We start from the raw sequence: 13,565 nt of genomic DNA, 5'->3' as shown, positions 1-13,565 counted from the left end.
GCTGGATATGGATTGTTAATGCATAAGCATGCAAAACCTGAAGATCTCAAAGCATTTGCTACCCGCATTGTTTTGAAATCTTCAGGTTTTTTTATATAAAAACGAGTTTGGATGAACATGAAGGTTGAAAAAGTACTCAATAATAATGTCATTATCTCTGTTGATGAGCATGGGCACGAAGTAGTTGTGATGGGCAAAGGGATCGGCTTTCAAATGAAGAAAGGGATGTCAATTCATCAACAACTGATTGAAAAAGTATTTACTCTGACCAAAACTGACGATAAAGCACTCGACGCGCGTTATCACGAACTGCTGGGAAAAATTCCTTTAGAACTGCTTTCTGTCACGGAATCAATCGTGGGCTTAGCGGAGCGGGATTTACCGGGACAGTTGCATCCGAGTGTGCGTATTTCACTGGCTGACCACTTGTTCTTTGCTCTGGAGCGAATGGTGAAAGGGCAGCAGATCAAAAATGCGATGTTATGGGAAATCCGGCAACTTTATCCGCAGGAATACCGGGTCGGCCTTGAAGCATTACGGTTATTGAAGGAAGCTTCGGGGATTCAGTTTGATGAAGATGAAGCGGGCTTTATCTCGTTGCATTTAGTGAATGCGCAGCTCAATGAAGATATGAACAATACCATCAGTGTGACCAATCTGATTCGTGATATTGTGCAGATGATCCAGTACCAGATACAAATCAGTCTCGATGAAAATAGTACCGATTTTCAACGATTAGTGACCCATTTGAAATTTTTTGCGCATCGACTCATTCATAAGACAACAATTCAATCAGATGATGACTCACTGTTTATCTCTATTAAAGAGAAATATCCGCAATCATTTGATTGTACAAAGAAAATTGGGCAGTACGTCGCAAAAAAATATCAACATGAGATGACTTCAGAAGAGATGATGTTTCTGACGATACATATAGAGCGGGTCAGACGGGCTGCTCATCCATGATTGCAGAGAAAAGATGAAATGAATCATTATCAGCAACTGGCGAGCCAGATTCTAATCTTTGTCGGTGGTGCGAATAATATTAAAAGTGTCGTTCATTGTACGACACGCCTGCGTTTTGTGTTGAAAAATGAAGAGAAAGTCGCAGGTGAAAAACTTCTTGATCTGCCGGATATTATCACGGTGATGAAGAGCTTGGGCCAGTATCATATCGTAGTCGGTGGACATGTTGCCCAAATCTATCATGAGCTTCTGGTGCTGTTAGGTGAAAACGTGGAAGAGAAACACGTTTACGGATTTTTTAACCAGTCTATCGATATCATTACCAGCATTTTTACGCCGTTACTCGGGTTATTAGCGGGTGTCGGCATTCTCAACGGGATGTTGACGTTATTTTCCACACTGGGTTGGCTTGACACGGATGGCGGTGTGTATCGTTTACTGAGTCTTACATCGACATCAACCTTCATCTTTCTGCCGATTTTTCTGGGCTATACCGCTGCCAAAAAGTTTAAGGGACGCCCGTTTGTGGGGATGGCAATCGGTGCTGCCATGGTTCACCCTGATATTATCAGCACCGCCGGTTTATTTTTCTCACAAAGTGCTTATAGCAGTCAGACGCTCGATACGTTTTTAGGCTTACCCATTTATTATATTGATTATTCATCGAGTGTTCTGCCGGTGATACTTGCGGCTTGGATGAATGCGAAACTTGAGCATTGGCTCGCGAAATACATAACGTTTTCTTTTGCAGATTTACTGATTCCCATGCTGTGTCTTATTGTGACTGTCCCGATGACATTTATTTTTATCGGACCTTTTTCATCTTGGATCGCCTTTGAAATATCATGGCTGATTATTTCGCTGTATCAGGTTGGCCCCGGAATTGCCGGGTTACTGATGGGGGCGATTTGGGAAGTCCTCGTTGTGTTTGGCATCCATTGGGGGCTGGTGCCAGCGATAATGAATAATATTTCTGTCTATGGCTATGATGTGTTGATACCTTTGCTGATGCCCGCAGTCTTCGGGCAGGCCGGTGCTTGTCTCGGACTGTTTTTTCGTGAAAAAGATCGGAAGCGGAAAGGACTATTGGGTTCTGCTTCTGTCACGGCATTTTTGGGGATTACGGAGCCTGCGGTGTATGGATTTACATTACCCAATAAACGGCCTTTTCTGTTTGGGTGTCTGGGAGGCGCTTTAGGTGGGTTGTTGGTTGGTCTTTATCAAACCAAAGTGTATTCCATGGGAATTATGAGCCTGTTTACTATGGCACAAATTATTCCTGAACATGGGATTGATGCCACCGTTTATGCAGCTTTAGCCGCCAATATCATTGCTGCATTATTTGCGGGGTACTTGAGTTATTATTTCTCCGGTCAGCCTGCTTTGAAAGCACCTCATCCCCGGAAGGACGCCGATGTTAACAAAGATCATGCGCAAGCAAGCACATGCTCACCAGAGCCGGGAGTCGAGCATACTGCTGAGACATCAGCAGTTAAGACACAACAAATTAAGCAGCAACTAATTAAGCAACAACCGATGGCCGCTGATGAATCGGTTCAAAGTGCATTCAGTGAAACCATTTTTTCTCCTTTATCCGGGGAGATTCTTCCGCTGGAAGAGTCGACAGATTCGATTTTTGCGATGGGGATTTTAGGGGCGGGGATTGTGATTATTCCTGACAGTGGCACCGTGTATGCTCCGGTCGATGGTGAAGTGGTCTCCGATTTCAATGGCGGTCATGCGATTGGTCTCAAAACTCAGCAGGGCGTGGAAGTCTTTATTCATATTGGCATTGATACGGTAAAACTGAAAGGGATGCATTTTTCCGCGCCATTGCCAAAAGGAACACAGGTGAAGCGAGGGCAACCGCTCATCGATTTTGATTATGCGGCTATATCTGCGATGGGGTACGATTTAGAAACGGTGGTGATTATCAAAAATGCCGAGGAGTATGCTGCTGAAGTGATATGCCATGCTCAGAAGGGAGACCCGATTGAACATGGCACGGTATTGCTGACCGTCCGGGCCGACACTGCTATGACTCACCGTGAGCAAGAGCAATACTTGCTCGGCGATAGTGATTGCTAATCAAGGTGACTAATTTATTCAGTGACTGCTCGTTTGAGTGACTAACTCATTTTGATTAAGCCTTTGAGCAGCGCTTTATTATTGATCACATCGGCTTCGTAACTATGACCAATCGTATTGAAATCAAAAGTATGGGTCAGCATGATACTGGAAGTGAGTACGCCTTCTTCCATCAGGTGCTGCACTTTGCAAAAGTCTTCCATCGTTGCGTTACGACTGCCCATCAGTGTAGTTTCTTTCTTATGAAAGTCCGGGTCATTAATTTCCAGATTGCCTTTAAACAGCCCGACAAAGACGATTTTGCCACCGTGGCGAATATGGTTAACGGCACTATTCATGGCACGAGGGTTACCGGTGGCATCAATCACGGTCTGAGCCAGTGAGCCGCCGAATGCCGCTGCCAGTTGCTCGTGGAAGTCTTCATCGAGTGGGTTGAGTGTCGGCAGATTCAGTTCGCGCCGGACATGTTCGATCCGCTCCGGTTGTGTGTCCGCCATGATCACATTGGCCCCATCAGCGGCTGCGATTGCCGCAGCACCAATCCCAATCGGACCGGCACCGACCACCAACACCGCTTCGTTCGGTTTGACATCTGCACGCCGGACCGCATGGGCACTGATCGCCATCGGCTCAATCAACGCTGCGGTTTGATCATCTACGTTGTTCACTTTGAGCAGGTTGCCTTCCGGCACGGTTAGGTATTCGCTGAATCCGCCATCGCGATGAACACCGATCACGGAGATATTTTCACAGCAGTTGGTTTTGCCACTCTGACAAGAAGGACAGGCATGACAGGCAACATAGGGGATTAAGGCGACTTTATCCCCCACGGCGAAATCGCTGGTGACGCCTTGCCCCAACGCATGTACGGTGCCACAGAGTTCGTGACCGAGAATTCGGGGATAAGAGAAGAACGGCTGATTGCCGGTGTAGGCATGGATATCGGTACCACAAATACCGACGGAGGAGACTTTCACCAGAATCTCTTTGTCTTGCGCTTGCGGAATAGCTTGTTCGACGTACTGCAGATCAAACGGTTTATCGCAGATTAATGTTTTCATAGGTATCTCTCATGATGGACGCATAAAAACATTGTATTTAGGTTGTTTTTTATTTGATTAAATTCTCGAAAATGCTCAGGCATAGTCAATCTTTTCTGCTTTTTAATGGTATTTTATAGGGATGGAGGGCATCAATGGCTAGAAATAAAAAACTTCGCGAGATCATTGCGAACCAGTTACTCGATGCAGTTCGTCTCGAACATATTGAGTCACCGTTACCGTCTCAGTCTTCGCTGGCTGACTTGTTTAGTGTCAGTCGTACCACGATTCGGCATATCATGAACGATCTGCGCGACAAGGGAATATTCAGCGAGACCGAAAGCGGATGGGAGGTGGCGCGTTTACCCTCAGAAGAAGATGAATACGCCACGACGATGTCAGAGAAAGATCTGCAAAGTAAAGTCTTTGAAGTGTTCTTCAACGATGAGATTAAAAATAAACGGATGTTGCCGGGGCAGGAATTTACTGAGCTTGAGTTGTCGAAACGCTCCAAGTGTTCAACCTCGGTTGTCCGTGAACATTTAATCCGCTTTTCCCGGTTTAATTTTATTGAGAATATCAACCGCGGCCGGTGGCGGATGATTCGTTTTGATGAACATTATGCCGCGAGCTTAATTGAGTTACGGGAGATGCTGGAGTGTCATGCTTTGAATCGCTTCATGAACTTACCGCGCAGTGATGAGCGGTGGCTGAAGGCTCAATACCTGCTGTATGAGCACCGGGAACTGCGAGATGCCATGGTGAGTGAATATCAGGCATTTTCTGAACTCGACCATAAATTCCACTCGCTGTTACTATCCGCCTCAAATAATCCTTTCATGGATCAGTTCTATGACATCATTTCGGTGATCTTCCATTATCACTATCAGTGGGACAACACGGATCTGCGCAAACGCAACATGGTGGCGATTGAAGAGCATATGGCAATTCTGAGCAAGATGATTAGCGGGGATGATCTCGGAGCGATGGGCGAGTTACGACGCCATTTGCAGACCGCGAAACGTACCATGGAAAACAGCCTGATTACCAATACGCTCTGATTTGTTCGCGGGACAGACGCGCTATTTGTTATCAGACGTGTTAGCGGGACAGACGCTCTAATTTGTTCTATTTGAATTTGTTCGCGGGACAGACACGCTATTTGCCGTCAAACAGCGGGCCCTCATGGGCCCGTTTGTATTGATAGCTATGGTTTATCCGAAGACTAAATTGGGCAGGCCGGTTGAGATCACCGGAATATAGGTGAGCATCAGCAGGGCGACAATCAGTAAAATCCAGAACGGCATGATCTCTTTGACGAAATCTTCAATCGACACCTTGGTGATCGAGCATGTGGTGAACATCACCGTTCCGAGCGGCGGGGTGATGGTGCCAATTGCACCGTTGAAAATAAAGACGATCCCAAAGTGAACCGGGTCGATGCCGTAAGACTGAGCGACCGGTGCCAGCAGCGGAGCCAGAACGATCATCACCGCATTGCCTTCCAGAAACATACCGATAATTAACAGGAACAGATTGACCAGCAATAGGAATGTCAGCGGACTTTCCACGGTAGCGGTGAGCCAGGCTGCGAGCTGTTGGGGTACACGCTCCCAGGTGAGGAATTTAGAAAAGCCCACAGCCATACAGATGATCAACAGGACATTGGCAGAGGCCAGAACCGACTCTTTGGTGGCATCCCACAGCGTCTGAGTGTTCATATTTTTATAGACGAACATGCCCAGAACCAGTGCATAAATGACCGCCGCCGTACCGGCTTCAGTCGGGGTAAAAATCCCGAAGCGAATCCCGCCGATAATGATCACCGGTAGCAGCAAGGCAAGAAAGGCATCTTTGGCCGAGACCGTGATTTCACGGACAGAAGCGCGCTTTTCACGAATCGGTGCGTAGTTGCGTTTTTTGGCAATAAAGGCAACCAAAAGCATCATCATCAGGCAGAGTAAAATACCCGGCACCACCCCGGCAAGAAATAATTTTCCGATGGAGACATTGTTGACATAGCCGTAGATAATCAGGGCGATGCCCGGCGGAATAATCGGCGTGATGAGTGATGACGCTGCAGTGACCGCAGAAGAAAATGACGCGCTATAGCCTCGTTTCACCATCTGTGGCACCAGGAGTTTAGAGCTCATGGCTGCGTCCGCAATGTTCGAGCCGGACAGACCTCCCATTAATGTACTGAGGATGACGTTGACTTGTGCCAAGCCACCGTTCATGTGTCCCGTCAGCACCTCGGAGAATTTCAGCAGACGTTTACTGATCCCCGAATAGTTCATAAATACACCGGCCATGATAAAAAACGGGATGGCAAGCAGTGTGATGGAATCCAGACCACCGGCAAGCCGCTGAATCAGAATCATCATCGGCATGTGGCTATTGAGCAGGAAATAAGTCAGTGTCGCGATGAAGATACAAAATGCAACCGGAATCCCTAGCACAAATAAAAACAGCAGTGCAGAAATGGGTAAAATAACGGACATGATTAGTCTTCCTTACGACGCGATGTGAAAAAGGTATAGAGATGTTTCAATTGGTGATACAGCATAAACATGCCGCTGAACGGAATTGCAGCATAGATATAGACGTATGGAATCTGGAGTGAGGGCGTGAACCGGACTTGTGAAAATGGCAGTAATTTCCATCCCAGATTGATGATGAAAGTCAACGCAAAAATAACAAATAGAGGCCGAATCAAGTTATCGAGGACATGTGCCGCCGCCGCAGGCAGTTTATGCGATAAAAAATCAATCCGTACCACTTCATCGGTGCGCATTAAGGCACTGGCTCCCATGAAGGTTGTCCAAGTAAACAGCGCCAGACAGACTTCTTCAACCCATGAACTGGGAGAATTGAACACATACCGGGTAATGACACCGTAGCTCATCAGCAAAACAATGAGCGCAAGTGAGGTTGTGGCAATCACGGTATCGAGCTGACTGATACGGTCTAAAACGGCGATAAGCCTGTTTTTTGAGGTTGGAACGACCTGATTTTGCAACATTTGAGTTTCCATGATGAGCTCCAAAAAGCTTGACGACGGGGCTCAGACTCGAGCCCCGTCATGATTACAACTGAGATAGCTTTTCTTGAATGTCTTTATATAAATTGGGAGACCATTCAGGGAAGTCATTCTGAACCGCCTGACGGGCGGCTTTTTCGAAAGCCGGAATATCGACTTCGTTGACGGTCACTCCTTGGGCTTTCAGCTGATCGATGGCTTGTTTTTCACTCTCAGCAATCAGGTTCGCCCCATACTTCACCATATCCCGGCTGGTACTGACGATGATGTTTTGTTGCTCTCGAGATAAGCTGTTCCAGAAGTTCATCCCCGCCACAAATGGCGACATGTGTTTGGTGTGAGCCGTTAAGCTGAGGTTCTTCGCCACTTCATAGAATTTACCGCCATAGAGAACCACGGCTGGGTTTTCAACCCCATCGATCACTCCTTGAGAGAGAGCCGGATAAACGTCAGACAGAGACATCGGAGTCGGGATACCACCCATCGCTTTGACGGTGGCAACAAATAAACGCGAGTGCTGCACGCGAACTTTGACACCTTTGAGATCAGCCGGAGTATGAACCGGTTTTTTAGACAGCAGATGACGCGTACCATAGACCACATCAGGCACGACGATCTTCAGGCCCTTTCCTTCAAGTTGCTGACTGAGGCCTTTAAACCAATCGGTATGGAGCAGTTTCGATTTTTTCTCAAACGACTGAGACAGATAAGGCGCGTTGATCACCCCAAAATCAGGGATGGTATCCATCAGATAGCCGTAAGAACTAATCGTGATAATGTTCGCCCCCAGTTTCGCTTGCTCCATGACTTCGGTTTCACCGCCGAGCTGGCTGGAAGGGAAGAGGCGGAACTTAATATCACCATGTGACTTTTCTTGCACTTGATCGGCCCAGTAGTGCATCGCTTTATCAATCGGTTCACCGGGCTGATTACCATAAGCAATCATGATTTCAGTGGCTGCATTGGCACCGAAACTCACAGCGAGTGTCAGACCGATTGCCGAAGTTAATTTTTTAATATTATGCTGCAGGGTTTTCATGGGTTTATTCCTTTATCAGTTCTGTTGCGGTGAAAAACTTAAAGTTTCTTCAGTGCTTCTTTCATTCCAATTGATTGAATCGTATCTACATACCTCACAACGAGGTGCTCTAAATTCGGGAGTTTGGTTAAATCAACATCCCAGTGTTGTTGCAGACCGAGAAAATCCCTGACCGGAACTGCATGACTACCCGTGGTTGCACGCCACGTCTTGAAATGGGCTAACAAATGTTCATCATCATTCAGCGGAATATCATCCCCGTTACGCTGGCCCAGATAGAAACAGTAGAGCGCTGCGAGACTGAAGCTGAGATATTTCGGTGCGGTTCCCCGGCTTTCGGTATAAGTAATCAGCTGTGGCAGGAGCCGGGTTTTAAATTTCGTCAGCGAGTTGAGCGCAATCGAAATCAAATAATGTTTGATATAAGGATTTCTGAAGCGATCCAACACACTCTCTTTGAATGCCTGAAGTTCTTCTTCGGTCATCGACAGTGATGGAATCACTTCGTCATTGAGCAGAGCATCAAGAAATGTAGTGATATCCTCGTCTTGCATGGCTTGTCCGACGGTGTCCAGACCGGACAAGTAAGCCACCGGCACCATCGCAGTATGCGCGCCATTCAAAATACCGACTTTGCGTTCTTTGTAAGGCTTAATGTTGTCAACAATCTTGATATTGAGCTGGCACTGATCCAACTTGAGTTTGTCGTTGAGCCACTGTGGTCCTTGAATCACGAATAAGTAGTAATATTCAGCTGCCACAAGAAACTTATCTTGATAGCCCAAGGTGGTTTCGAGAGCATCAATCTCATCTCTTGGATAACCGGTAACAATTCTGTCAACAAGCGTCGAGCAAAATGTGTTTGCGGTCAAGATCCAATCGGTAAAACCGTCTTCAAGTTCCCAAAGCCGGGCATATTTGAGCACCATCTCTTGCAGCTTTTCTCCATTGTTATCGATCAGTTCACAAGGGAGTAAGATCAGTCCTTTATCCTGACGCCCCTGAAAATGCTGATAGCGACGGAACAAAAACTGCGTTAACTTCGCCGGGAAGGTCTTCGGCGGGTATGCGTTGAAGGTATCCTGTGCATCGTATGCAATGCCGGCTTCGGTTGTATTGGAGACGACCCACTCTAATTCTGGGTTTTCGGCAATTTGCAGTACTTGCTCATACTCACCGTAAGCCAGCACTTCCCGGTTAACCGAGGTGACAATCCGTGGCTGCGAGACACTTTGCCCTGCTTCGTTTATGCCGCGAATCAGCGCGGTATAAACCCCGCCTTGGGTATCCAGTTTGGGATGCCCGGCATCAATCGGTCTGACGATGGTCACACCGGCATTGAAGTCTGTCCGTTCATTGAGAAGATCAATTTGCCAGTCGACAAATGCGCGTAAAAAATTACCTTCACCAAACTGAATGATTTTTTCAGGCCGATGGGGTTGGCTTGCTAGGTCTCTGCTCAGTAGCGTCATTTCATATCCCTAAGATTATACGTAACTCTGTGTGTCGGACAGGTGTTATCGAATGAGTTAGGGCAAGTCTAAGGTCAGGTAAAAAAATTGTAACAGCAAAAAACCTTCAAACGTGTAAGTGATCATTTTTGTCTGTTTTTTATCTGTTTTTTATTCCGATTTTTATCACGTTTTGGCTATTGAAAACGGGTTGAATATGAGAATTGTTATTTTAAGGGCGTATTTTTTTAAGATGGGTTGTTTTTTATTTGCTTAAAATACAGGTCGCAGAGTACACTCTATGAGTCGGACGGGGTCACTTAACAGGGATACCCATGAAAAAGTTCATCAAAATCAATCCAAGCGACAATGTTGTCGTTTGTCTCGACGCGATTCAGGCCCATCAGCAGCTTGATGTGGATGGCGTGATCATCACCGTTGCAGAAGATGTCGAACGGGGCAGTAAAGTGGCCATTCGACCTATTTCGCGTGGTGAAAACATTATTAAATATGGCAGTCCGATTGGTGGTGCGACGGCAGATATTGAAGCCGGGCAGTGGGTGCACACCCACAATATGAAGACCAATCTGTCTGATACCAATAGCTACCAATACCAGCCCAAATTTGCCCAAGTGCCACTGCTGAGCACGCAAGAGCGCACCTTTCAAGGTTATGAGCGTGCCAATGGCGACGTGGCGATTCGCAACGAAATCTGGGTGATACCGACAGTCGGCTGTGTCAACGGCATTGCAAGACAGGCGGTTGAACGCTTCAAACAGAACCATCCTCAACTGCAATGTGATGGCATCCATCTGTTTACGCATAACTATGGGTGCTCACAGCTCGGTGAGGACCATGAAAATACCCGCAAAATCCTCGCCAACATGGTCAAACATCCCAATGCCGGTGGGGTATTGGTGATAGGGTTGGGATGTGAGAACAATCAGATCGTCCCGTTTCAGGAACTGGTGGGTGACGTCGATCCCGATCGGGTACGTTACATGGTGGCGCAAAACGAACGGGATGAAGTGGCTGCGGCTGTTGAACAGTTAACGCAAATTTATCAGACCGTACAGCGTGATGTGCGTAGCGAGATGAGCATCGGCCGGTTACGCGTCGGCTTAGAGTGCGGCGGGTCTGACGGGTTGTCAGGGATTACCGCCAACCCAATGCTCGGGGCGTTTTCTGACTACCTGATCCAGTTCGGGGGCACGTCGGTGTTAACCGAAGTTCCGGAGATGTTCGGTGCCGAGCATATTCTTTTCGAACGGTGCATCGATGAAGCAACCTTTGATAAGGCGGTGGGCATGATTAACGGCTTTAAACAATATTTTATTGCCCACGAGCAGCCTATTTATGAGAACCCGTCACCGGGGAACAAAAAAGGCGGTATTTCTTCGCTCGAAGATAAATCGATGGGGTGTACGCAAAAAGCGGGCAATAGCCCGGTGATTGATGTACTGGCCTATGGTGAGAAGTTGTCTTTACCCGGTTTAAATCTGTTGAGTGCACCGGGCAATGATGCAGTTGCCACATCGGCGCTGGCTGCGAGCGGGTGTCATATGGTGCTATTCTCTACGGGGCGTGGGACGCCTTACGGTGGTTTTGTGCCGACCATGAAGATCGCGACCAACTCTGAGCTGGCGGAGAAAAAACCGCATTGGATTGATTTCAATGCCGGCCCATTGGTGGAAGGCGTCACCATGCCCGAGATTCTCGACCAGTTTATTGAGTGCGTGGTTGCGATTGCCAGCGGTGAGCCGGCTAACAATGAAAAGAATGATTTTCGTGAACTCGCGATCTTTAAATCGGGGGTGACGCTTTAGTTACCCTTGACGTTGTCTGCAAATCCCTCAGCAAGTCAGCGGCAGCGCCCGGCGATGTGAATGCATCTGCCGGGCGTAATGCTTGAGTGGCTCCTTGATCAAAAGGGACTTCTGAGCAAAAGCGGCCCCAATCAATGGAGGATGGCTTTTGAGCGCGGCTTCGGCCGTGGTTTCACTTTCAAAAACATCACAATATTACCGGTCAGAATCAGCATCAATCCAACCACAGCGCTTTGTGTCCAGACATAACCTTCAAACAGCGTTGAGATCGATAACGCCACTAACGGAAATAAGATCGTCGCATAAGCAGCCGCGCCTGTCCCGATACGCCCCACCAGCGCAAAGTAAGTGCCAAAGCCAATCACGGTGCCAAAAATCGCCAGATAAAAGAGCGCGCCGAGGTAGCTGACGGTGGTGTCAATGGTGAAATGCGTTCCGGTGACCCCAATGATCAGTAGCATAGTGAGCGCGCCATAGAGCATCGCATAGGCATTGGTGGATAAGACATCGTTGCCTCTGTTCTGATGGCGGGCACTGATCATATTACCGAGCGAGAAGCCGTAAGTTCCCAGCAGGCACAGGCCGATGCCGATCAGGGTTGAGGTATTAAAGTCATTGGCAAATACACTCTCCCAGAACAGACAAACAATGCCTGAAATACCGATCAGACTGGCAATGGCGAGTCGGTAGGTAATGCGCTGGCCGAGAAATATCACGCCATTGATCGCGTTAAACACAATCGCCATTGAAAATAAAACCGATTCTAAGCCGCTGTTGATATAGTGATTGGCTGAATAAAAGCATAAAAAATTCAGGCAGAACACGCACACCCCTTGCAGCAGGCAGAAGAGGTGATCGCGTCGATTGATGGCTTGTAGTTTGCCTGACCATTTCAGAATGGTAATGAGCAGACATGAGGCAATCGCAAAGCGGTAGAATACCGAAACCATTGCGGGGACGTCGCCCGTTTGGAGTGCAATGGCAAACCAGGTTGTTCCCCAGATGAGGACAGTGATGAGATAGAGTGAACCGTTAATCATATTTTGTTTTATCCGTCTGAATCGTACGACGGTGATTTTAACCGTGTTGCCATGACCGGGATTACAGGGGCTTGCTGACTATTTACATATTCTTGCGGGTTTTTTGAGAAAGGCTGCCGGGATCGGTTTGCTTGCCATCATGATTAGCCATAAACTGGTTTCTGGTTAAAGTTGATATACCGGAGAGGATAAACCATGTCTGAGCCGTACCGGATGATTGAATGCTTACAGCAGCAGAAGGCGCAGCAGTTAGATTCAACTGTGCTGGACAACGGTACCGGAGTGACATCCTGGTATAATCAACATGCGCTGGTAGATGTCAGTGCGCCTGAACATCATACCTTGAGTTTATATGTCAAAGATGGTTATCAATCTTTCCTGAAAACGCCGCACGGCTGGCGTAACGGTGGCAAGCCAGACCGGATGTGCCTGATGCCCAAAGATTATTCGTCTGTCTGGGATATTCGCGGCTCATTATCGTTTGTTCATTTTTATTTTACTGACCGGCACTTAAAACAGGTGGCGGAATCGGTGTGGGACAAGAGTCCCTACGGAATTAGTATCGATGAACGAATCTTTGCCGATGACCCGCAAGTCACCACGCTGTACCGGCAATTTTTATTGAATCTGAGTTGGAATGATTCCGCTGACCGCTTAGCGCTGAGTTCAGCAACGACACTATTGCTCACTCATTTAGTTCGCCACTACACCAATTTTAAATGGAATCCGGTACCCGTCACCGGCGGACTGGCGCCTTTTCAACTGGCCAGAGTGAAAGCCTATATTGAGGCAAATCTCAGTGCCTGCATCCAACTTGCTGATTTAGCTGGAGTTGCGAATTTAAGTGAATACCATTTTGCGCGGATGTTTAAACAATCCGTCGGGCTGGCTCCGCATCAATATGTGATGCAGCAGCGCTTACTGTTGGCGAAAACGCTGCTGAAGAAAACCGATCTGTCTTTAGTGACCATCGCTCTGCAGTGTGGTTTCAGTTCATCGGGGCACTTTTCCAATCGTTTTAAACTTGCCAGCGGATGTACCCCAAGCCAATACCGGCACCGTTAGACAAATTCGT

General features: G+C 47.5%; 11 protein-coding genes. 5 read left to right on the top strand and 6 right to left on the bottom strand.

Translation table 11 applies throughout. The features are described 5' to 3' along the window. Positions 1 to 117: 117 nt before the first annotated feature. Both licT and AC55NX_RS15095 read left to right on the top strand, forming a co-directional pair. Positions 118 to 966: a BglG family transcription antiterminator LicT gene (gene licT / locus AC55NX_RS15100; protein WP_496996476.1), complete on the top strand. Its 849-nt coding sequence runs from the start codon at positions 118 to 120 to the stop codon at positions 964 to 966. 18 nt (positions 967 to 984) lie between these two features. Beyond that, on the top strand, positions 985 to 3,054 hold the full coding sequence (locus AC55NX_RS15095; protein WP_496996475.1) for a glucose PTS transporter subunit IIA: 2,070 nt from the start codon (positions 985 to 987) through the stop codon (positions 3,052 to 3,054). Positions 3,055 to 3,095: 41 nt separating this feature from the next. Here the strand turns inward: AC55NX_RS15095 and AC55NX_RS15090 are convergent, their stop codons facing one another. Continuing rightward, complete coding sequence (locus AC55NX_RS15090; protein ID WP_496996474.1) at positions 3,096 to 4,115, bottom strand: zinc-binding alcohol dehydrogenase family protein; 1,020 nt, start codon at positions 4,113 to 4,115, stop codon at positions 3,096 to 3,098. A gap of 134 nt (positions 4,116 to 4,249) precedes the next feature. Between AC55NX_RS15090 and AC55NX_RS15085 the strand changes: the two genes are divergently transcribed. After that, a complete protein-coding gene (locus AC55NX_RS15085) occupies positions 4,250 to 5,155 on the top strand; it encodes a GntR family transcriptional regulator (protein ID WP_496996473.1) in 906 nt (301 codons plus the stop codon). Between the two features lie 153 nt (positions 5,156 to 5,308). On the opposite strand, the gene AC55NX_RS15080 is transcribed toward AC55NX_RS15085, so the two are convergent. Genes AC55NX_RS15080 through AC55NX_RS15065 form a run of 4 tightly spaced genes read right to left on the bottom strand, consistent with a single transcriptional unit; the run spans position 5,309 to position 9,645 of the window. Beyond that, complete coding sequence (locus AC55NX_RS15080) at positions 5,309 to 6,595, bottom strand: TRAP transporter large permease (RefSeq protein WP_496996472.1); 1,287 nt, start codon at positions 6,593 to 6,595, stop codon at positions 5,309 to 5,311. A gap of 2 nt (positions 6,596 to 6,597) precedes the next feature. After that, positions 6,598 to 7,128 (bottom strand): TRAP transporter small permease, encoded by a 531-nt coding sequence (locus AC55NX_RS15075; protein ID WP_496996471.1) that lies wholly within the window; start codon positions 7,126 to 7,128, stop codon positions 6,598 to 6,600. 52 nt (positions 7,129 to 7,180) lie between these two features. Continuing rightward, a complete protein-coding gene (locus AC55NX_RS15070; RefSeq protein WP_496996470.1) occupies positions 7,181 to 8,173 on the bottom strand; it encodes a C4-dicarboxylate TRAP transporter substrate-binding protein in 993 nt (330 codons plus the stop codon). 38 nt (positions 8,174 to 8,211) lie between these two features. Continuing rightward, on the bottom strand, positions 8,212 to 9,645 hold the full coding sequence (locus tag AC55NX_RS15065) for a tagaturonate reductase (protein WP_496996469.1): 1,434 nt from the start codon (positions 9,643 to 9,645) through the stop codon (positions 8,212 to 8,214). Between the two features lie 314 nt (positions 9,646 to 9,959). Between AC55NX_RS15065 and AC55NX_RS15060 the strand changes: the two genes are divergently transcribed. After that, positions 9,960 to 11,450: a UxaA family hydrolase gene (locus AC55NX_RS15060; RefSeq protein WP_496996468.1), complete on the top strand. Its 1,491-nt coding sequence runs from the start codon at positions 9,960 to 9,962 to the stop codon at positions 11,448 to 11,450. A gap of 131 nt (positions 11,451 to 11,581) precedes the next feature. Here the strand turns inward: AC55NX_RS15060 and AC55NX_RS15055 are convergent, their stop codons facing one another. Further along, positions 11,582 to 12,490 carry a DMT family transporter gene (locus AC55NX_RS15055; protein ID WP_496996467.1) on the bottom strand — a complete coding sequence of 303 codons (909 nt, stop codon included), beginning with the start codon at positions 12,488 to 12,490 and terminating at the stop codon, positions 11,582 to 11,584. Positions 12,491 to 12,685: 195 nt separating this feature from the next. Between AC55NX_RS15055 and AC55NX_RS15050 the strand changes: the two genes are divergently transcribed. Next, positions 12,686 to 13,555, top strand: coding sequence for a helix-turn-helix domain-containing protein (locus AC55NX_RS15050; protein WP_496996466.1), 870 nt, complete (start codon positions 12,686 to 12,688; stop codon positions 13,553 to 13,555). Positions 13,556 to 13,565 lie beyond the last annotated feature (10 nt).

The organism is Vibrio rubrogenes, assembly GCF_059641415.1.
Note: the sequence above shows the minus strand (reverse complement) of the source record. Positions and strands in the feature narration are given on the sequence as shown.